Here is a 21,493-nt window from a genome sequence, read left to right on the forward strand (position 1 = left end):
CGTGAGGCCGGGTTCTTCCGGCCTGACTGTTTTTATGCCCCATCGCCATTGCCAATCTGCCAGATAAACGTCGGCTCTTTGCCGTTTACTTCCCAGTCACCGACATTGCGGATTTTATAGATCACCGGGTTGTGCGACGACACCGTACGGGCGTTGCGCCAGTGTCGATCCAAGGCCTTGCTGACGCGGGTGTCGGAAGCGCCCAGCGCATTGAATAATTCCGTGGCGGCACGAGTAACTAACTCAACCGCGACCACCTGCGCGCGGGCGGACTCCACCTCTGCCTGAACGTTCCCCGCGTGAAGCGCTGCTTCATTCGCACCGCTCTGTTGCAGTTCAAATGCACGTTGCAGTGAGTGGGTCGCACGAGCAACGGCGGCTTCAGCGGCCCAGGCCCAGCTGCTGATCTGACCGACCACCTGCAAAACCTGCACATCCTGCTTAACCTGAGGCGCATTGCCGTGGCTGTAAATCCGTTTACGCTGCGCGGCCCCTTTTGACACATCGCGCACCACCGCCCGACCTATACCCGCCAGGGTGGCCAGTAACACATGCTGATAAAAAGCGGTTTGATAGCGGAAGCGCTCACTGAAATCATAAACGTGCGGCTGCTCCACACGGGCATGATTAAAGCGTGTGGTACCACTGCCGGTCAGCCGCTGCCCGAAACCCTCCCAGTCGTCATCACGTTCCACCTCGTTCTGGTGCGTGTGCACAAGTGCGATGACGTCACGACCGTTGTCAGTGCGCCGTGCATAGACATCAATCCAGTCCGCATAGAGCGTGCCGGTGCTGTAAAACTTCTCACCGCTGATCCGCCATTCTCCCTCGGCGGGTGAGACATGGGTGTTGACCTCACCCAGTTTAACCGACCCGATCTCGCTCCAGCCGCTGCCTACCAGCTCGCCATCCACAAAACGGCGGAACCAGCGCCGCCGATCCTCACTCTCCGGCTGATTCAGGCGATCCTCGATAAAAGCAAAGTGTGCACGCAGTGCCTGGGGCAAGTTCGAATCCGCCTCAGCCAGATCGGTCAACAACGCAAACAGCTGTGGCAGCGAGACGCCGAACCCGCCTTGCTCTTCAGGAATGCGCAGCGTTCCGAACCGGGCTTCTTTGAGCCAGCGGATCGGCTCATGCAACAGCGTGCGCTCGGTTTCACGTGCGGCAGCCTCTTTTGCAATACGCGTAAAAAGCGGTCTGAAATGGTCACGCAGTGCAGCAAATTCAGTCGAGTTTAATTCAGACATGCTCGTCTCCTGTTACAGGGTGTTCATCGATGTCCTGCTGGGTCGGCTCAAACCGGATAAGCAACAGGAAAATAATCGGAATAAGGGCGGCGAGAGAGACGATCCAGAACATATTGGTGCCATAACGGGCCTGTAAAATTGGCAGGATGAACAGTGCCAGCGCACTGCCAATTCCAGAGAGCGAGCGACTAAAGCCGACACCGGTTGCGCGAATATGGGTTGGGTAGGAGAGCGCAGGATAGATCATCAGCTGCGCCCCCGGGCCAAAACCTTCAGCGAACAGCCAAAGGCCCAGCATCAATACGGCAATTACCACGCCAACCGTCGCCTGCGGATGACCTATCAGCGCCAATGAGATCAGGGCGATAAACTGCAGCGCAAACCCGGCGATGGCCACATATCTTGAGGGGTACTTCCATGCCAGCCGCATCCCGAGTAGACCGCCGGTAAAAGCAAACAGCGCATTCAACCCCAGCGAAGCCGAGATGGTTTCGAATACGCCTGCACCTAGGAACTGCGCAAGGATAGAGGGCAGGAAGAAAGCGATGGCAGTATATTCGAACGCAATACAAACATTCATCACCGCACTGACGAGGGTGCGTTCCCGGTAAGGCTTCTGAAACAGCACGCGGAAACGCACTTTCGGTGTCGCTTTCACAGCAACGGTTTCAACTGACTGCTCTTCATGCGCCACAATGCCATAGGAGTCACGCAGGATCCTTACCGCTCCGCTCAGATCGCCCTGATTAGCGGCCCACAGCGGTGACTCATTCATGAACTTACTGCGTACCGCGATAATGAGCAGGGCAGGTACAGCGCCAAAGAGTAGCGATGCGCGCCATAGCCAGTCGATGTGTTCAGCTGGCAGCAGGAAATAGAGCGCAAAAATAATAAAGAAGCAGGCAGATGACGCGGCGTACCACATCGGGCACCAAGCCGCGAGGCGTGACGCTTTGTTGCCTTTTCCTGAGAATTTAGAGAACTCCGCCAGATAGGCCATGGCAACTGGCAGATCGATCCCGACCCCAACGCCCATCAGAAAACGCGCGCCAATCAACACCCATACGTTGGGTGCCAGACCCGCAGCGATAGCAGAGACCACAAAGAACAGCATGTCCGCCATAAACACTGAGTAGCGGCCATACTTGTCGGTGAGCCAGCCGCCGACCAGATTCCCGACGATGGTGCCAATCATAATCGACGAGGTCACCAGTCCGGTCAGCACCGGGGTTAAGCCGAACGTTTTTACCACATCGTCAATACCATAGGAGAGCGTGGTAAGATCGTAGGCATCAAGAAACACACCGCCCAGCGCCAGGAAAATAATCCAGCGCGCGTAACTATTTTTCTCTGTATAACTGTTGATCAGCCGGGCCACATCACTCACCGAACGAACCGGTGTGGAGTGGGGTGGCGGGACGCTCAGGGTGTTGTCAATCTCTAATGTACTCATCGTATCCTCGTTATTCTGTTCAGCAGGTAACGAGGTTTTTATAGGTATTCCAGAGACAGTAAACAACGAACAAATATGAATAAAGATTTTATATAATTCAATATCTTAAATTAAATTCCAGACACACAAAAGACCGGATGAATAGCGAAATTCACCCGGTTCGGGTTAGTGCAGATCGGTTTATTACGCTGCGGAAACCGGTACCAGCGCACCTTTCATCAGCGGCTCCTGCGTGTCTCTCAGCCCCTGTTTTAGTCGGGGATCGGCGAAGGTTTTTTTAGCCGGACAATATCAGCCTGCCGTCCGCACTCTGCGCGACGGCGTCAGCGGCTCGCCGCACCACCTCCATTTCGTCGTGGATAACCCAAATTGATCGCGCAGGGTTTCTGTCACGTCAGCATGGCGCGGGTGGCCTCCTGAGTCCGAACGAGGCCTTGTGGACCAGCAACGCCGAGGGCCTGCTCGCGCGATAGCCACACGCTGGCGCTGGCCGCCCGAGAATTGGGAAGGACAAAAGCCCGCCAAGCTGACGCTTTCCAGCCGCGCCCCAACGTGGCGTGTAATCGCCTCAGGCACCATCCCCAGCCACGCCAGCGGCACCTTTTTCCAGGCACTCAGCCCCGTAATCTTTATCATGAGGCCTCCACGCTTTCTGTCCATTGCTCCGCGCCTGAGTGACGGCGATAACTGGCACCGGGATGCGGCGCTTCCAGCCGTGGTCCCTGTCCGAACAATTTCTCACGCAGCGTGCCGGACTGATAGTTCTGTTTGTAGACGCCGCGCTTTTGCAGTTCTGGCACCAGCAGTTCCACCACATCGGTAAAGGTTTCATGCGTTACGGCGTAGGCGAGGTTAAACCCATCGACGTCAGTTTCGTCAACCCAGCTCTGCAACTCATCGGCCACGGTTTCCGCGCTGCCCACCAGTAGCGGGCCAAATCCACCAATGCCCACCCAGTCAGCCAGACCTTGCACCGTCCACTGACGGTTGGGATCGGCTGTGGAGAAGGTCTCGACGGCTGACTGAATGGCATTGGTATGCAGATGCTTCAGGATCTGATCTGGCTGGTACTGCCCGAAATCGATACCGGTCCAGCCCGAGATGAGCGCCAGCGCGCCTTCGTAACTGACATAGCGTTTATACTCCTGCCATTTGGCCTGCGCCGCCAGGTCAGTTTCGCCCACAATTACCGTCTGCAGGTTGAATATCAGTATGGATCGCGGGTCGCGTCCCGCTTCAGCGGCCCTGCGGCGAATATCCGCCACGGTTTTCTTCAGCAGCACTTTCGACGGTGCGGCGACGAAGACACATTCAGCATGCTCCGCCGCAAAGGCTTTACCGCGACTGGAGGCACCGGCCTGGTATAGCACCGGCGTACGCTGCGGCGACGGCTCGCAAAGATGAATGCCCGGTACCTGGAAAAACGTTCCCTGATGGTTAATGGGATGGATTTTATGCGGGTCGCTGAAAATATGCCGTTCACGATCGCGCAGGACCGCGCCGTCTTCCCAGCTTCCTTCGAGCAGTTTATAAATGACCTGCAGATACTCATCGGCATAGTCGTAGCGTGCATCGTGGTCGGTCTGGCTCCGCTGGCCAATATTGCGGGCGCCGCTTTCCAAATAGGAGGTGACAATATTCCAGCCAATGCGACCTTTGGTCAGATGATCCAGGGTTGAGATCCGCCGCGCAAATGGGTAGGGGTGTTCAAACGACAGCGAGGCGGTCAGGCCGAAGCCCAGATGTTCGGTTACCAACGCCATCGGCGTAATCAACGCCAACGGATCGTTTACCGGCACCTGCGTTGCCTGACGGATTGCTGCATGATTATTACCGTTGAGCACGTCGTAAACACCCAGCACGTCAGCAATAAACAGTCCGTCAAACTTACCGCGCTCCAGCAGGCGCGCTAAATCGGTCCAATACGCCAGGTCTTTGTACTGCCAGGAGCGGTCGCGGGGATGGGCCCACAAGCCGGGTGACTGATGACCGACGCAGTTCATATCGAATGCATTCAGGCGAATTTCACGTTGCGATGACATAGCGACTCCAGAGCGGATGCGGCAATCGCTTGCCGCCCACGTTTAGATAAAAGTTGGTGAGGATGGGATTAGTGCGTCAGCGAGCCCGGACATCGCTCTCTGAGGGAAGCGGGCGTGGCGCTGAGCAGCTGCCGTGCGATCGACTCAGCGTGCTCCGCGACCTGCGGTAATCCCATCAGCTCGCCAAAATGTCCCCGCGCAGCAGGCCCGGCCACATAAAGATGGGCATTCACCTCGCCCCGAGCATTAACCGTCTGCGACAGCGCGTTAACGTAAATGCCCAGCGCCAGTGGATCGGGCTGAATGACGCCATCAGCGTGCAGCTGGCGTAGAAGCGCATTGCTTTTGAGCAGCGCGTTGTGCGCCGGTCCGGTGCAGGTAATCACGCTATCCACCACCCGTATCTCCTGATGCGCACCACGCAGGCGCAGCGTCAGTCGGATAGCGTTTCCCATGGGTTCAGCGGCGATCAAATGCGCCGCCCGCAGCGACAGTTGCCCGCTGGCCTGTAGCTGAGTTATCACCCGGCTAACCTGCGGTGCAATCCGGTAGCGGTGGACATCCCACCAAGGGCGGAGATGCCGCAGAAAACGTTGCTGCTCATGCCGCGGTAAGCTCTGCCAGATACGCTGTCCATTACGCCGAACATCATCAAGCACAAGCTGCCAGGGCAGATCCAGCGCTGCCGCCTGTTTAACTTCCTGACGCACCCGATGTAGCCAGCCGCGTGCGGTAGCGGGCTGGGGCTCGCTGTAATCCAGGGCATACGTTTCTTTGCTGCCACCCAAATTGGCGCGCGGCAGCTGACCACGACGGGAGAATACGGTCATTTTTCCGCGGTGCTTTTGGCGATGCAGCGACGCCACGACATCGGACATGGTCAGGCCTGAACCCATAATCGCAACCCGATCGTCAGGAGCGACCTGCGCCAGCGCATCGCGCTGCCAGGGATTCGCAATCAACCCCGGATGGCCCTGTAGCGGCCTGAGTGGCGCAGGCAGATCCGGCGGAGGATGGCTGATCGCCAGCACCACCTGATCGGCATAAATTTGCTGACCGGAGGCCGTACTCACTACGCCATTCTTAAAGGCAACCGCACTGTCACAGAGATGACGCAGTTTCACCGGTGAACGCTGCTGACAATGAACGAACTGTGCATTGACCCAACGGGCAAACACACCGCGCTGCGGGTAAACATGACCGTCACGCCACAGCGCCTCCGGATCGTCCCCGAAGTGAGGCGATGCCCGATAGTCGCGATCAAAAGCCCCTTCTTCATCACCGGCAAGCTGCATTTTGGCAGCCGGCACATTGATGCGGTGAGCCGGATCGGTCGTGCCGTATGCCACGCCCTGCGCAAGTTGCGCCCGGGGTTCAATCACCGTCACCTGCAATCCCGTCTGACCCGCGCGGGCCAGGTGGATGGCCAGTGCGGTGCCGGTGAACCCGCCGCCGATAATGACAATCTGCTGTCGTGACATACGAGAACCTTTTCTCCTGTTAGCGTGCGCTGGTCTATTTAGCTGGGCGACGATCGCCGCCAATGGTTTCACCAAACGGACCGGTGTTTACGCTGCGCTGTTTCTTCTCGGCATTGGCCGCCAGAGGTAACAGCGGCATCACCAGCTCTGCAAAGCGGTGCGCCTCTTCGAGGTGCGGATAGCCGGAGAAGATAAAGTTCTCGATACCCAGTGCCTGATACTCACGGATGCGATCGGCAACCTGCTGCGGGTTGCCCACCAGCGCGGTGCCTGCGCCACCGCGCACCAGTCCCACCCCCGCCCACAGATTAGGGCCTATGCGCAGGCTCTCGCGGGATCCCTGGTGCAGTGCGCTCATCCGCGCCTGCCCGGCTGAATCCATACGGGCAAAAATCTTCTGCGCAGCGGCGATCGTCTCTTCATCCAGATGTGAAATCAGCCGATCGGCTGCCGCCCAGGCTTCCTCCTCGGTTTCACGCACGATCACATGCAACCGGATACCGTAGGAAAGGGTACGCCCCTGTTTCTGCGCCCGCTGGCGGACCACAGCCAGTTTTTCAGCGACCTGTTCGACCGGTTCTCCCCAGGTCAGGTAGGTGTCGATCTGGCTGGCTGCAACGTCGATAGCCGCATCCGAGGAACCGCCAAAATAGAGTGGCGGGCCGTTTTCCTGCACCGTGGGAAACAGGATTTCAGCACCCTCAACGCGGATATGTTCGCCGTGGAAGTCGACCTTTTCGCCTTGCAACAGGCGCGAATAGACCTCAAGAAACTCTTTGGTAACCTGGTAGCGTTCTGCATGACTTAAAAAGATGCCATCGCCTTTGTTCTCCACCGGATCGCCTCCGGTCACCACGTTAATCAGCAACCGTCCGCCTGAGAGGCGGTCAAGCGTCGCCGCCATGCGTGCCGCAAGGCTTGGCGGTTGCAGCCCCGGGCGTACGGCCACTAAGTAGCGCAAATTTTTGGTGATCGGTGCCAGCGCAGAGGCGACCAGCCATGAGTCTTCACAGCTTTTACCGGTTGGGATCAGCACGCCGTAGTAGCCCAAATTATCTGCTGCCAGCGCAACCTGCTGCAAGTAAGGGAGATCCACCGCTCTACCGCCTTCAGTGGTGCCCAGATAGCGCCCATCACCGTGGGTGGGCAGAAACCAGAAAAGGTGCAGGTTTTCCTGTGTGGCAAGGCTCATTAGCAGATTCCTTTATAACGATATTTAAATTTAATACATAGACATTAAACCTTTGGTTATATATCCCTGAGCAGGAACCGTGCCACCTTTCAAATTTCTATTTTTACATTAAATTCAAAAGGATAAGAATCACCCTGCCTTGACACCATTGCCGCATTGGCAACAACCCACGTTACAGGCTGCTGCATGGGCAACACTTCGGCACCGCTTGCCTCTCGTTTATACGACTGACGCGCGGTATCGTCATGACTCTTTCGTCGACCGGAAAAAACAGGATGCAGATGGCTATTCCCGAGTTGATTGATCCCGCATCGCGCGCATTTAAAAGCATACTGGATCAGCTCGCCCCCACCGAGGCGACCGTGTTGATTATCGGTGAAACCGGCACGGGCAAAGAGGTGATGGCGCGCTATCTGCATCACCACAGCACGCGCCGCCGCCAGCCTTTCCTGGCCGTCAACTGCGGTGCACTCACCGAAAGCCTGGCGGAGTCAGAACTCTTTGGTCATGAGAAAGGGGCGTTTACCGGTGCACAGAATCGGCATCGCGGCTGGTTTGAAGCCGCAGAGGGTGGCACCCTGCTGCTGGATGAGGTGGGTGAGCTGAGTCTATCGCTGCAAGTGAAGCTGCTGCGCGTTCTGCAGGAGCGCGAGATCACACGCGTGGGATCCTCCAGGGCAATAAAAGTAAATGTGCGGGTGATTGCGGCGACTAATCGGGATCTGGCTGTAGCGATTGGCGAGCGGCGATTTCGGGAAGACCTCTATTACCGGCTGAATGTGGCCAGCGTTACACTGCCGCCGCTGCGCGAGCGCTGCGAAGATATCCCGGTGCTGGCCAGTCACTTCCTGCAACTCTATGCGCGCCGTCTTGGTCGCCCTCAGCTTCGCCTGAGTGATGAGGCCATGAGGGTGTTGATGCACTACAGCTGGCCGGGCAACATCCGTGAACTGGAGAATACACTTCATAACGCCGTGTTGCTTAGCCAGACCTCACTGATTACGCCACAGCAGCTACGGTTAAGCCCACTTGCGGGGAGCGATCTGACGCAGGGAGAGGAGGCGCTCGATCAGTTTCTACGCCAACAGATGCAGCAGAGTGACACGCCGCTCTATCACCGGGTAATTACCGCTCTGGTAAAAAATGCGCTGGAACTCACGCAGGGAAATCAGTTGCAGGCAGCCGCGCTGTTGGGCATTAGCCGTCATACGCTGCGCACCCAACTGGGGCATCTGGGCGTGATTAAACCCCGCCGCAGCTCACTGCGTCAGCGCGATGCCTCTCAGACTGCACTCCCCGAACAGGAGCGGGAACTGCGCATCGGTTATCAGAAATTTGGTAACTTAGGCATTCTGAAAGCGCGTCAGTTACTCGAGCAGCAACTGGCCGATCGGGGCGTCAGCGTGTTATGGAGTGAGTTTCCCGCCGGTCCGCAGCTTCTGCATGCGCTGAGCCATCAGGAAATTGATTTCGGCACCACTGGCGAAGTGCCGCCGCTGTTTGCCCAAGCCAATAACAGCCCGATGCTTTATATCGCCTGGGAGCCCGCCGCACCGCAGAGCGTGGCACTCGTGGTTCCAAACAGCAGCCCGATTCAGCAGATACGCGATCTTAAAGGAAAGCGTATCGCCGTTAATCGGGGGTCTAACGTTCATTATCTGCTGCTGCAGATCCTGGATGAAGCGGGTTTATCCCTGGATGAAGTACGTATTGTCTACGCACCGCCCAAATATCCCCTTACGCCGAGCGATCTCCATGCTGTGGATGCCTGGATGATGTGGGATCCTCTGCTCAGTGATGCAGAGAACAGCGGTCAATTCCGGATCATTGCTGACGGCACCGGAAGGGTTAATAACCACCAGTTCTACCTTGCTGAACGCGAGTTTGCCGCGCGTTCAAGCGATCTCATGCACACTCTGCTGGCTGCGCTGGAGCAAACTGGCCGCTACATTGATGCGCACCGCGCTGAAGCGGCAGGGCTGCTCTCGACTGAACTTGGCATCGCCCCCAAGTCGCTGATGCATGCTCTGGCCCGGCGCAACCATCAGCCTCAGAGAATGAACCTGAACATCATCCGCGAACAGCAGATTATCGCTGATCGCTTCTATGCGCTGGGACTGTTTAATCGGGCTATCCGGGTTCGCGAGTCGGTCTGGCAGCCATAGTTTTTTTTCAGCTAAGCATCGAACTTTTCAGCGATAAACGCTTCTTTCTGCATTTGTTATGTTGCGCTGACTACACCAGACTCAGGAATGGGAAATGAAAAAAGTATTACTCAGCGCATTAATTATTGCCGCTCAGGCGGGCATTGCGTTCAACCTTCAGGCAGCAGAAAAACCCGACACGATCGCCATCGGTTTTCAAAAAGCCAATATCTTCGCGTTACTAAAATATCGTGGCACGCTGGATGAGGAATTCAAGAAGCAGGGCATCGCGGTTCACTGGATTGAATTTCCCGCCGGGCCGCAGATGCTGGAAGGGCTAAACATCGGCAGTATCGATCTCGCTGCAACCGGCGACGCGCCACCGACATTTGCGCAGGCAGCTCAGGCCGATCTGGTGTATTTGGCGCACTCGCCGGCTAACCCGAAAACCGAGGCCATTGTGGTTCCCGCGGACTCGCCGATCAAAAACGTGGCGGATCTGAAGGGTAAGCGCGTCGCACTGAATAAGGGCTCTGACGTTAACTATCTGCTGGTCACCGCACTTGAGCAGGCCGGACTGAGTTACAAAGACATTACGCCGGTCTATCTGCCACCCGCCGATGCGCGTGCCGCTTTCCAACGCGGTGCGGTGGATGCCTGGGTCATTTGGGATCCTTATTACGCGGAAGTGGAAACCCACGCGCATGCGCGTCTGATCAAAAATGCAGAAGGGCTGGTGCCACATTACACCTTCTACCTCGCCAGTCGTAAATTTGCAGAGGGCTATCCGCAGATCGCCAGCAAGGTGGTGGCTGAACTGAGCTCGCTCAGCGTCTGGGCCAATCAGCATCAGGACGAGGCAGCAAAAATCATGTCCACCTCAACCGGTCTGCCGCAGCCTATCTGGCAGCGCGCGCTGGCAAGAATGCCGTTTGGTGCTGAGCGAATGACGCCTGAGGTGTTCACGCAGCAACAGGCTCTGGCAGATACATTTACCCGGATTGGTCTGTTGCCGGTGAAGGTTGATATCCGTAGCGCTACCTGGTCGCAAGATAAGAAGTAAGACCGGCATGGCCACAGACCTCTTGGCCAATCATCACAAAGGGCTCGTTCTGGTCACTCTCGGCGAGTCCTGCCGAATCAACGACTTATTCCGCGGCGGTCGGCGTTAGGGCATACGCCTGATACAGGCCTGCCGGGAACCCAGCTCATCGCCTACGATTTACTTCAATAAGAATGGCCAGAGGCAGAAAAGCAAATTTAACATAATGAATGTTATACGCATTATTAAACCCGCAATCCGTTATGCGAAAGCCGTTTGGCAACCGTTACAGGTTTAGAATCTCTCCATACCCATGCCGTTCTGCCATGTGTCCTATGGACGCACAATTATCGCCTTACGCCGCAGGCGTTCAGGCCCAAAAGCCACTTCCCGTGAACCGTGATTGGGTCATGGCGTAGTCAGCAACCTTCATTTCAAATAGGAGAGTTTCGCAGCGTGGCGGGTAAATTCACAGTCCCAACGCTGACAGACCGGGATGATCGTCCGGGCGGCGGCCCAGCGGCCAGTGGAACTTGCGCTCGCTCTCTTTGATCGGCATGTCATTGATACACGCGTAACGATGATGCATCAGCCCGTCCGCGCCGAATTCCCAGTTTTCGTTACCGTAAGAGCGGAACCAGTTACCGGCGTCATCGCGCCACTCGTAGGCATAGCGCACGGCGATGCGCTCTCCGTCAAACGCCCACAGCTCTTTAATCAGGCGGTATTCGAGCTCTTTCTTCCACTTGCGATCGAGAAACGCTCTGGCTTCGTCGCGGTTGGTCGCGAACTCAGTGCGGTTACGCCATTGGGTGTCCAGAGAATAAGCCAGCGAGACCTTGTCGGCATCGCGGCTGTTCCAGCCGTCTTCAGCGAGCCTGACTTTTTCAATCGCTGACTCGCGGGTAAACGGCGGGAGCGGCGGACGGATGTGTGATTCAGACATGAGGGTGCCTCCAGTGTAATTGGATAAGGTTCAGTGTGGTTTTCGTCGGTGGAACGCAGGCCCGTTACGGGACCTGTTTGAGTAACAGCCGGGCAATGTCCTGCGCATCGTCGGCCGCACTACGATCGCCCATCACCCGTGACATGGTGATGGCGCCTTCGATCAGTAAGAGCAACTGTCTTGCCAGGGTGGACGATTGCGCAATATTCAGCTGGCCGGTAAGTTCAAGGGCATAATCCAGTAACTTCTGTTTATGCAACCGGGCAATCTGCCGGACCGGATCGGCACTGTCGCCCACCTCTCCCGCGGTGTTGATGAATGCGCATCCGCGGTAGCCCTCTGATTCAAACCAGCCTTTCAGCACCGTAAACATGTTCAGGATGCGCGCCTGCGGCGTATCCGCTTTGTCGCATTCAGCCCTGAACCACGCCATCCAGCGTACATCACGCGCATTCAGCGCGGCGGCCGTCACTTCGTCCTTGTTTGCGAAATAGCGGTAGATACTTTTCCGTGCCACGCCAGAGGTCTTCACCAGCAGGTCCATGCCGGTCGCGTGAATGCCGTTCTGGTAAATGAGCTGTTCAGCGGTGTCGAGAATTTTCTCTCGGGTGTTTGTCGTGGTTTTGTTCATGGGACAAAGGTAGAACGATCGTTCTCCTTGTTCAAGCATTTTTTTAGTTATCTTTCATTGCACACGTTAATATTTTTATAAATGCATTAAAAATCAATAACTAATTTTATTTATTAGCGTAGCACGACGCGAGCGCGCTCTTCCCTGATAGCGAAACAGGGGGAGATCTCGGTTTCCCGGTGTGAAGCGGATGCCTAACGGGCGTTCACCCTTACTGCGCTTCCATAAACGCTGGCAAGGCGGGCACGGGCAGCACGGAGATCACTTTAAGCCTCTGCAGCGTGCGGAGCTGGGCGCGTTCGAGGTGATCGCGCAGGCAGGCCGCCGCCAGGGACGCGTTGCCTTTCAGCAGCATCTCGTACACCAGCGCGTGCTCCTCTAACAGGGCGTTTTCAACCGGAATGGCCAGCAAGTCGTAAAAAATACGCGTCACAATAAACGGCGACTGATTCTGCCGGAGAATTTGCATCATCAGTTTGTTTCCGGCGGGCTCAAGGCAGCGCACGTGCAAATTCTCTTCCAGCTGCTCCAGCTGCGCCGCACTGAGATGTAGGCCTTTCGACTTATGCACATTGTCCAGCGCGGCGGTGAGCCATGTTGCATCAAGCTGCGGGGCCGCTTTACACAGTGCGGTGGGTTCAAGGCTGGCGCGAATTTCGAAGTGGTCGGCGATTTCACGCGCCGTAAGCGGACCGGTAAGCCACTGCGAATAAGGCTCTTTAGTCACCAACCCCTTGTCGCGCAGGCGCATCAGGCTCTCCCGGATCACCGCGCGGCTAATGTGGTAATGCTGTGCCGCCTTGTGTTCATCCACCTGGTAGCGGCCAAAAACCATGGCGGTGGAGAGCACCTCTTGCAGATTCTCCAGCACTTTTTCCCCGCTGCTGCGGGTATCAACCGGCTCCTGCCGATCGTGAAGTCCAAACAGCTCGCGCGTCAGCGCGATACGCAGCGGCTCCACATCCTCCGCCTCCTGCGCCACGATAAAACCGCGACCTTCAAAGCGGGCGATAAGCCCCTCTTCGTGCAACAGGCTTAAGGCGCGACGCACAGGGACACGGCTGGTACCAAACAGCTGCGCCAGCGGTCCTTCCAGCAGCACCAGACCTTGCGGAATTGTCTGCTGGAGCAAAACGTTGCGTAAAAATTGACGAATAGCTTCATAGCGCGCAGTGCCGCTTTCATCCGTTGACGCGGGGGCATTTGGCGTTCGCATGGTCATGGGTAGCATCCTGTTTTCCTCGCGTAACAGTAACATATTTCAGTGCTAAAAGTCCGATGCTCTGCTCGGCACCCTGTTGGTGCACGGCCTGCACAATAACGGATCATAAATAATAAAATACATTTAAAAAACATCACTGCTCGATACCCTTGCCGTTAGTGCAACCGTGACAACACCCAATCAAATCACTGATAAATAATCAATAAATTAAAATATATTCGTTAAGATCACATTTTAATGACTTTTTTATGAAGGATCTGGCATCCCGCTTGCTACCTTTAAATGGATTTTATAATCAAATATCCATTTAAGGGAAACCATGCGCGCTGAAATCATTCGTCAGCAGTTCCAGCACGGCCAGCTTGACGCCTGCGCACTCGCCGCTCTGTTCGCGCGGGGTGAGATCACCCCGCTTGCATTCACCGAAGCGTGCCTCGCGGCAGCGCAGCGGGCATCGGCCATTTTTATTACGCTGACGCCTGAGCGGGCACGCGAAGAGGCGGCGGCGGCAACCCTGCGCTGGCAGTGCGGCGCCCCCTTAAGCGTGTTTGATGGCGTTCCGGTGGCGTGGAAGGATCTGTTCGATGTCGCGCACACCCGCACCACCGCCGGGTCGGCGCTCCGCCAGCATGCGCCGTTCGCTGGCGTCGACGCACCGCTGGTGGCTCGCGCCGCCCGGGCGGGCATGGTGACGCTGGGTAAAACCAATCTGAGCGAATTCGCCTTTTCAGGTCTGGGGCTGAACCCGACGTTTGGCACACCGTGGCTACGCACGCCAGCAGGCAGTGAACGCGCCCCGGGCGGCTCGTCGAGCGGCGCCGCGCGCGCCATTGCAGAGGGGTTGGTCTGTATCGCGCTCGGCACCGACACGGGCGGCTCGGTGCGCATCCCCGCCGCCTTTAGCGGCGTCGTCGGCTACCGCGCCAGCCGCGGGCGCTACGAGGATGGCGGCGTGTTTCCCTTGGCCGCCTCGCTGGATACGCTGGGCCCGCTCTGCCGCAGCGTGCGCGACGCGCAGACGCTGGACGCGATATTGTGCGGCTCTGCAGAGCCGCCATTGGGGGCCCCCCATTTTGTGGCCGATACCGCCCTACTGGATCAGTGCGATGCGCCCGTGCGGGAAAACGGATATCGCGCTCTGGCGCAGCTGGAAGCCGCAGGCTTTCGCATCGCCTACCGTGCCGTGAAGGCGATGCACAACGCGCTGGCGTGGATTGCGGATAATGGCTGGCCCGGCGCGGTTGAAGCGTTTCAACTGCACGCTGACGCGCTCGCCTCACCGCAGGCGGAAAAAATGGATCCCTTCGTTCGTCAGCGCTTGATCGATTCCGGGCGCCTCAGCCCCACCGTACTGTCGACATTTTTACAGCATCGTATGCAGTGGCAGCGCGCCCTCGCGAACGAGTTAGCCGGAGCCGTGCTCATTACGCCGACGGTTGCCCACACGGCCCCCCTGCTGTCACCGCTGCATGACGCGGAGACATTCGCCCAAACCAACCGCGCCACGCTGCGTTTAACCATGCCGGGCAGCCTGCTGGACATGCCTGGCGTCGCCCTGCCGAGCGGCGGCGCAGATACCGGTCTGTTCACCAGCCTGCTGTTCTCGTTGCCGTCCGGGGAAGATGCCCGTCTGCTGGCGGCGGCCAATGCGGCGGCGGCGGTACTGATGCCGGGCAATCCTGCCCAATGTGACTCTGTTACCCAACCCTGAAGGACATGAAATATGGCTAAAGACATTCTTTGCGCATTTGGCGTAGACGTAGATGCCGTTGCCGGCTGGTTAGGCTCCTACGGTGGCGAAGACTCACCGGATGACATTTCCCGCGGCCTTTTTGCGGGTGAAGTCGGCGCACCGCGCCTGCTGAAAATGTTCGCGGAACAGCAATTACGCACCACCTGGTTTATTCCCGGCCACTCCATTGAGACGTTCCCGGCGCAAATGAAAGCCGTCGTTGACGCGGGGCACGAGATTGGCATTCACGGCTACAGCCATGAAAACCCGATTGCCATGACGCCCGTGCAGGAGGAAGCGGTGCTGGATCGCAGCATTGAGCTGGTGACGCAGCTGGCAGGTAAACGCCCCACTGGCTATGTTGCGCCCTGGTGGGAATTTAGCAACGTCACCAACGAGTTACTGCTGAAAAAAGGCATCAAGTATGACCACAGCCTGATGCACAACGACTTTCACCCCTACTACGTCCGCGTGGGCGATAGCTGGACCAAAATCGATTACAGCCAGCACCCCGATGCGTGGATGAAACCGCTGCAGCGCGGCGCGGAGACCGATTTAGTCGAGATCCCCGCAAACTGGTATCTCGACGATCTGCCGCCGATGATGTTCATCAAGAAATCGCCCAACAGCCACGGTTTCGTCAATCCCCGCCATCTGGAAGAGATATGGCGCGATCAGTTCGACTGGGTGTACCGCGAAAACGACTACGCGGTGTTCACCATGACCATTCACCCCGACGTCTCTGGACGCCCCCAGGTGCTGCTGATGCTGGAGCGTCTGATCCAGTACATTCGCAGTCACGAAGGGGTGCGCTTCGTCACCTTCGACGAAATTGCGGATGACTACAAAGCGCGCCATCCGCGCTCGGCATAACGCCCCTTAACCCCCGACAGAGTGATAGCGCTATGAGCATCTTCAAGAAAACGTCTGTAAACGGCTGGCAGCCGCAGCAGTTGACCATCAAGGATGTGAAATTTGCCACCTGGATCGCTTTTTTTGCCTGGGTCTTTGCTGTGTACGATTTCATTCTTTTCGGCACGCTGCTGCCGGAAATCGGCGGCCATTTTGGCTGGAGTGAAGTGGAGCAGGCGGAGATTGCCACGTGGGTTGCCGTGGGCGGCGCGGTGATCGCCCTGGCCATCGGTCCGCTGGTGGATCGCCTCGGTCGGCGTATGGGGATCGTCATCACGGTCGGGGGCGCAGCACTCTGTTCCCTGCTGACCGCCATTGGCGGCGCGGGCGGTAAAGGCGCCTTGACCGCCATTCGCTCGGTGGCGGGACTTGGCTATGCCGAACAAACGGTCAACGCCACCTATTTATCTGAGCTGTACACGGCGCTGGACGATCCCAAACTCAACAAGCGCAAAGGCTTTGTCTACAGCCTGGTGCAGGGCGGCTGGCCGGTGGGTGCCTTGGTGGCCTCTGCCCTGACCGCCGTGCTAATGCCGCTGATTGGCTGGCAGGGCAGTTTTATTTTTGCCGCGCTGCCCTCGCTGATCATCGCCGTGCTGGCGTTGAAATTAAAAGAGACGCCGCAGTTTCAGGTGCAAAAGAAGATCCAGCAGCTGCGTGAACAGGGCAATACACAGGATGCGCGTCAGGTCGCGGCAGACTATCAGGTCGCCTACGAAGAGCAGGCGCGCAGCGGTCTGGCCGCTGCGTTTCGCGGCCCTGCGCTGCGCGCGACCTTGGTGCTGGGCGGTGCGTTCCTGATTAACTGGTTTGCCATTCAGATATTTAGCGTTCTCGGGACCACGGTCATCACCAAAACCCACGCGGTCTCCTTTGATAACTCGTTGCTGATTCTGATCCTGTCGAACCTGGTCGGCTATGGCGGTTATCTGGCGCACGGCTGGCTGGGCGATCGCATCGGCCGCCGCAATACCATTGCGTTCGGTTGGATGCTGGGCGGCGTGGCCTTTGCCGGCATGCTCTATTGCCCGGATAACTTCACCACCATCGTTGCCCTGTACAGCGTTGGCCTGTTCTTCCTGATCGGCCCCTATGCGGCGGCGCTGTTTTTTATCAGTGAAAGCTTCCCGACATCCATCCGTGCCACAGCAGGCGCGCTGATTGCGGCGATGGGGCCGGTGGGCGCCGTGGTGGCCAGTCTCGGTACCACCAGCGTCCTGAGTCACGGCGGACACTGGCAGGATGCAGCCCTGTGGTTTGGCGCGGTGCCCTGCTTTATCTCCGGCATCATCATGCTGTTCGCCCGCGCGGGTGCACACCCCAGCGTGGACGTGAATCCGCCCGTGAAAACACAGCCACAGGCCTAAGGAGTTTTTATGCCATCTGTATCGACGCACCCGGTTGCCGCCATCAGCGGCGCCGCCAGCGGCATTGGACTGGCGCTGGCGACGCTTTATGCCCAGCGCGGTGTTCGCGTGATCGCCGGCTATTACCCAGCCGACCCGCACGATCCGGCCAAAGCGGCCGCGCACATTGAGGCCGCAGGCGGAGAAGCGCACTGGTTGCCGCTGGATGTCGCCTCTACGCCATCCGTGGACGCGTTCATCGCTGCGGGACTCGCCCACTTCGGCCGCCTCGATTACGCCGTCGCTAACGCCGGTATTCTGCGGCGCGCGGCCATAGAAGAGATGAGTGATACGCGCTGGGAAGCGATGTTAAACGTCGATCTCAGCGGCGTGATGCGCCTGTTTCGCGCGGCCGCACCGCATCTTGGCGCGGGTGCGAGCCTGGTCGCCGTCTCATCCATCGCGGGCGGCGTCTATGGCTGGCAGGACCATGCGCACTACGCTGCAGCAAAAGCCGCGGTGCCCGGCCTGTGCCGCTCTCTGGCGGTAGAGCTTGCCGCACGCGGCATCCGCTGCAATGCGGTGATCCCCGGGCTGATTGAGACGCCGCAGTCGCTCGACGCCGAAAATTCGCTTGGCCCGGCGGGATTAGCGCAGGCCGCTACCGGCATTCCGCTGGGGCGCGTTGGCCGCGCGGACGAAGTGGCCCGCGTCATCGCCTTTCTCACCAGTGAAGAGAGCAGTTATCTCACGGGACAGAGTGTGATTGTGGATGGCGGTCTGACCGTGCGCTGGCCGGAATAGGAGGAAGGCATGCAACTGCAACATAAACGCTGTGTGATCACCGGCGCCGCCAGCGGTATCGGCGCCGCCATTGCGCACCGGTTTGCACAAGAAGGTGCACGGCTGGTACTCACCGATCGCGATGAAGCCAAACTGGCTAACACCGTCGCCCACTGTCAGCAGCAGGGCGCGGTATGCCTGGCCGTGGTCGCCGACGTCGGTGAGGTCACAGGTGCCACCGCCGCGGTGGACCGCTGTCTCGAGGCGTTCGGCGGCATTGATGTGCTGGTGAATAACGCCGGCATGCTCACGCAGGCGCGCTGTGAGGACATTACGCTTGCCATGTGGGACACCATCATGGCGGTTGATCTGCGCAGCGTGTTTCTCGCCACACAGCGCGCGCTGCCCGCCATGCTGGCCCAGCGCTGGGGGCGCGTGATCAATGTGGCCTCCCAGTTGGGCATTAAAGGCGGCGCAGAGCTGTGCCATTACGCCGCGGCGAAAGCGGGCGTCATCGGTTTCACCAAATCCCTGGCGCTGGAAGTCTCTGCCCATAACGTTCTGGTGAATGCGATCGCGCCCGGACCCATTGAAACGCCGCTTATCGACGGTCTTAATCCGGCATGGAAGGCGGCGAAAGCCGCTGAACTGCCGCTGGGCCGCTTTGGCCGCGCGGAAGAGGTTGCACCCGTTGCCCTGCTGCTGGCAAGCGAACCGGGCGGCAATTTATTTGTGGGCCAGACGCTGGGCCCCAACTCAGGCGACGTGATGCCCTAAGGAGGCGCGTGTGTGCGGAATATGTGGACTCCTCGATGCCGGCCCGCAGTGGAGCGATCCGCTGGGGCAGGATGTGCCGCGTCGCCAGCTGCGCCTGCAGCAGCTGGCGCTGCTCAATCGCGTGTTGAAACCCTGGCGGCTCACCCTCAGCGAGTTTCACCAAAGCTGGCTGCTGTGCAGCCCCACCGGCCAGCAAACGCTGGTCAATTCGCTGGACGTGCTGTGGACAGAAGCGGAAACCATGCTGCGCCGTCCGCTTGATCCCCTTGATGAACAGTGGCTGGCTGCGCTGGCGCAGGAAACCTAATGTCCTATGAAGAAAAACTGCCGCTGCACGTGCTGAGCGGGTTTCTCGGCAGCGGCAAAACCACGCTGCTCAAGCACTGGCTGACGCAGCAAAATCTGGACGATGTTGCGCTGCTGGTGAACGAATTTGGTGAAGTAGGTATCGATCACCATCTGCTCAACGAAGTGGCACCGGATACGGTGCTATTGCCCAGCGGCTGCGTTTGCTGTCAGATTCGTGGCGAGTTAAAAAGCGCGCTGCTTGATCTCTATGAACGGCGCGCGCGCGGTCAACTGCCGCCGTTCACGCAGGTGATCCTCGAAACCACTGGCCTTGCCGATCCTGCGCCGATTCTCTCGACCCTGCTGCACGACCGCCAGCTGCAGCACCACTTTATCCAAGGCACGCTGGTCACGCTGGTGGATGCCGAACACGCCCATTTTCAGGCGGAGACGCAGCCGGAATGGCTGGCACAGGTTACAGCCGCCGATAAACTGCTGGTCAGCAAAGGCGATCGCGTGACGGCGGCGCAGACGCAGGCCCTGCGCCAGTGGCTGGCGCAGCTCAATCCGCTGGCGGAACTCAGCGAAACCACGCAGATGCGCGAGGCGCCACATCGGCTCTTCGCGCTGGCGATCGTACGCGGTTCACGCGCGCAGCGTTTTCGCTGGTTGGGTGCCTGTGCCCGCGACGATTTTGCCTTGCAGGCCAGTACACATCACACGCCCCATCCGATGACGCAAACCTGCGTGATCACCCTGCAGACGTCGGTGAACTGGCCCGCTTTTGCCATCTGGCTTTCGCTGCTGTTACATTGCCACGGCAAAGCCGTGTTACGCATGAAAGGCATCCTGCGCGTGCGCGACAGCGCAGCGCCGATTGTCATCCACGGGGTGCAGCACACGCTGCACCCGCCGGTGCATCTTCAGGATTGGCCTGGCGAACTGGAAAGCTCTAAGCTGGTGTTTATTTTGCGTGGCCTGGAGGCTGACCGCCTGCTGCAGGCATTTCACCGCTTTATGCAGCCCCTTGAGGAGCCTTGATCCATGAATTCTGCCGCGAAGGTCAATAATCAACTCACGCTGCGCGTGCTGGGTACCTCCGTTACGCTGCTTGAGCTGTTGCGCGTGCGCGCCGAGCAGGACTTGGGCATTAAAATCGAGTACCTGCTGCACAGCGTTGAGGATGCGCAGCGGATCGCCGTGATGCATCCGGAACGTTATGATCTCTATGACCAGTGGTTTCATAACATCGATTTTGTCTGGCCTGCGCGCGCGATCCAGCCGCTGGAGCTCAAACGGCTGCGCTACTGGGATGAAGTCAACGCACTGGCCAAGCGCGGCACCTTACGTCCTGACGGGGCGCTGGCCGACGGCAGCGTGCCGATTAAACGCCTTTACGTGCAGCGCGATCTCTCACTGTCGAGTCAGCCCAGCGATCGCATTAGCATGCTGCCGCTGACCCATAATGCCGACAGCTTCGCCTACCACGTGGATCGCTTGCCCACGATACTGCGCGACCAGCCTGAGAGTTGGGGCTGGCTGGTTGATGAGGCACTCAGCGGCCACGTCGCGCTGCAAGAGGATGCGGCGATGGGCGGCCTGGATGCCGCGCTGGCGATGCAGGGCGCTGGCCTGGCGCGATTCAATAACGTCGGCAACCTGACGCTGGAGGAGATCGATCTCCTGACCCAGGGGGTCGCGCGCCTGAATCGTCAGGGGCATTTCGCCGCCTTCTGGTCTTCCCAAGAGCAGGCGTGCGAATTAATCGATAATCGTCAGGTGGAACTGCAAAGCCTGTGGGCGCCGATCTATTTTCGCCACCATTTTCACCAGCGCGGCTACAAAATGGCGCATCCGCGCGAGGGCTACCGCGCATGGTATGGTGGGCTGTCGCTCTCCCGCTGTGCTACCGGAAAAATCAAGGATGCCGCCTACGACTACCTCAACTGGTGGCAATCAGGCTGGCCAGGCGCGGTGATGGCGCGTCAGGGTTACTACATCTCAAATCCGGCGCGCAGCCGCCCTCACCTCTCTGCGGCAGAGTGGGATTTCTGGTACGACGGCCAGCCTGCTGCCGAGATGCTGTTTGACGCCTGGGATGCGCCGCTGATCCCGGCGGGAGAAACGCGCGATGGCGGAAGCTATACCCAGCGAATGAGCCATATTGCCGTGTGGAACGCGGTGATGGACGAGCACAACTATCTGACCCGACGCTGGCAGGACGCACTCGCGCGAAGATAACCACCGCCGCG

18 protein-coding genes are annotated in these 21,493 nt (G+C 58.5%); 10 read left to right on the forward strand and 8 right to left on the reverse strand.

Annotation, left to right across the window (positions count from 1 at the left end):
* Positions 1-32: 32 nt before the first annotated feature.
* The 5 genes from LU196_RS17550 to ssuD all read right to left on the reverse strand — a co-directional run bounded on the left by LU196_RS17550 (position 33) and on the right by ssuD (position 7,418).
* Positions 33-1,250, reverse strand: coding sequence for an acyl-CoA dehydrogenase family protein (locus LU196_RS17550; protein WP_232761281.1), 1,218 nt, complete (start codon positions 1,248-1,250; stop codon positions 33-35).
* On the reverse strand, positions 1,243-2,703 hold the full coding sequence (locus tag LU196_RS17555; protein WP_232761280.1) for an MFS transporter: 1,461 nt from the start codon (positions 2,701-2,703) through the stop codon (positions 1,243-1,245). The genes LU196_RS17550 and LU196_RS17555 overlap by 8 nt, the downstream gene beginning before the upstream one ends.
* Positions 2,704-3,335: 632 nt before the next feature.
* Complete coding sequence (locus LU196_RS17560; RefSeq protein WP_232761279.1) at positions 3,336-4,745, reverse strand: LLM class flavin-dependent oxidoreductase; 1,410 nt, start codon at positions 4,743-4,745, stop codon at positions 3,336-3,338.
* A 68-nt stretch (positions 4,746-4,813) separates the two neighbouring features.
* Positions 4,814-6,226, reverse strand: coding sequence for an FAD/NAD(P)-binding protein (locus tag LU196_RS17565; RefSeq protein ID WP_232761278.1), 1,413 nt, complete (start codon positions 6,224-6,226; stop codon positions 4,814-4,816).
* Between the two features lie 34 nt (positions 6,227-6,260).
* Complete coding sequence (ssuD, locus tag LU196_RS17570; RefSeq protein WP_232761277.1) at positions 6,261-7,418, reverse strand: FMNH2-dependent alkanesulfonate monooxygenase; 1,158 nt, start codon at positions 7,416-7,418, stop codon at positions 6,261-6,263.
* A gap of 275 nt (positions 7,419-7,693) precedes the next feature.
* On the opposite strand from ssuD, the gene LU196_RS17575 reads away from it, so the two are divergent.
* Both LU196_RS17575 and LU196_RS17580 read left to right on the forward strand, forming a co-directional pair.
* A complete protein-coding gene (locus tag LU196_RS17575) occupies positions 7,694-9,583 on the forward strand; it encodes a sigma-54-dependent Fis family transcriptional regulator (protein WP_232761276.1) in 1,890 nt (629 codons plus the stop codon).
* 94 nt (positions 9,584-9,677) lie between these two features.
* Positions 9,678-10,625 (forward strand): sulfonate ABC transporter substrate-binding protein, encoded by a 948-nt coding sequence (locus LU196_RS17580; RefSeq protein ID WP_232761275.1) that lies wholly within the window; start codon positions 9,678-9,680, stop codon positions 10,623-10,625.
* 448 nt (positions 10,626-11,073) lie between these two features.
* On the opposite strand, the gene LU196_RS17585 is transcribed toward LU196_RS17580, so the two are convergent.
* The 3 genes from LU196_RS17585 to LU196_RS17595 all read right to left on the reverse strand — a co-directional run bounded on the left by LU196_RS17585 (position 11,074) and on the right by LU196_RS17595 (position 13,403).
* Positions 11,074-11,550 carry a DUF1348 family protein gene (locus LU196_RS17585; protein ID WP_232761274.1) on the reverse strand — a complete coding sequence of 159 codons (477 nt, stop codon included), beginning with the start codon at positions 11,548-11,550 and terminating at the stop codon, positions 11,074-11,076.
* 64 nt (positions 11,551-11,614) lie between these two features.
* Entirely contained in the window at positions 11,615-12,181 is a 567-nt protein-coding gene (locus tag LU196_RS17590) for a TetR/AcrR family transcriptional regulator (RefSeq protein ID WP_232761303.1), read from the reverse strand.
* Positions 12,182-12,392: 211 nt separating this feature from the next.
* Positions 12,393-13,403, reverse strand: coding sequence for a GntR family transcriptional regulator (locus LU196_RS17595; RefSeq protein ID WP_232761273.1), 1,011 nt, complete (start codon positions 13,401-13,403; stop codon positions 12,393-12,395).
* Between the two features lie 319 nt (positions 13,404-13,722).
* On the opposite strand from LU196_RS17595, the gene LU196_RS17600 reads away from it, so the two are divergent.
* Genes LU196_RS17600 through LU196_RS17635 form a run of 8 tightly spaced genes read left to right on the forward strand, consistent with a single transcriptional unit; the run spans position 13,723 to position 21,482 of the window.
* The gene (locus LU196_RS17600) at positions 13,723-15,114 is read left to right on the forward strand and encodes an amidase family protein (RefSeq protein WP_232761272.1); all 1,392 of its coding nucleotides are present in this window, start codon (positions 13,723-13,725) and stop codon (positions 15,112-15,114) included.
* A gap of 12 nt (positions 15,115-15,126) precedes the next feature.
* The gene (locus tag LU196_RS17605; protein WP_232761271.1) at positions 15,127-16,008 is read left to right on the forward strand and encodes a polysaccharide deacetylase; all 882 of its coding nucleotides are present in this window, start codon (positions 15,127-15,129) and stop codon (positions 16,006-16,008) included.
* A gap of 32 nt (positions 16,009-16,040) precedes the next feature.
* Complete coding sequence (locus tag LU196_RS17610; RefSeq protein WP_232761270.1) at positions 16,041-17,414, forward strand: MFS transporter; 1,374 nt, start codon at positions 16,041-16,043, stop codon at positions 17,412-17,414.
* A gap of 9 nt (positions 17,415-17,423) precedes the next feature.
* Positions 17,424-18,197, forward strand: coding sequence for an SDR family NAD(P)-dependent oxidoreductase (locus LU196_RS17615; RefSeq protein WP_232761269.1), 774 nt, complete (start codon positions 17,424-17,426; stop codon positions 18,195-18,197).
* A gap of 9 nt (positions 18,198-18,206) precedes the next feature.
* Positions 18,207-18,953 carry an SDR family NAD(P)-dependent oxidoreductase gene (locus LU196_RS17620; RefSeq protein ID WP_232761268.1) on the forward strand — a complete coding sequence of 249 codons (747 nt, stop codon included), beginning with the start codon at positions 18,207-18,209 and terminating at the stop codon, positions 18,951-18,953.
* A 10-nt stretch (positions 18,954-18,963) separates the two neighbouring features.
* Entirely contained in the window at positions 18,964-19,260 is a 297-nt protein-coding gene (locus LU196_RS17625; RefSeq protein ID WP_232761267.1) for a hypothetical protein, read from the forward strand.
* Entirely contained in the window at positions 19,260-20,282 is a 1,023-nt protein-coding gene (locus tag LU196_RS17630) for a GTP-binding protein (protein WP_232761266.1), read from the forward strand. Before LU196_RS17625 ends, LU196_RS17630 begins: the two co-directional genes overlap by 1 nt.
* 3 nt (positions 20,283-20,285) lie before the next feature.
* Entirely contained in the window at positions 20,286-21,482 is a 1,197-nt protein-coding gene (locus tag LU196_RS17635) for a PotD/PotF family extracellular solute-binding protein (RefSeq protein ID WP_232761265.1), read from the forward strand.
* Positions 21,483-21,493: the final 11 nt, after the last annotated feature.

Source organism: Pantoea sp. Mb-10 (assembly GCF_021272205.1).
Taxonomy (GTDB): Bacteria; Pseudomonadota; Gammaproteobacteria; order Enterobacterales; family Enterobacteriaceae; genus Pantoea.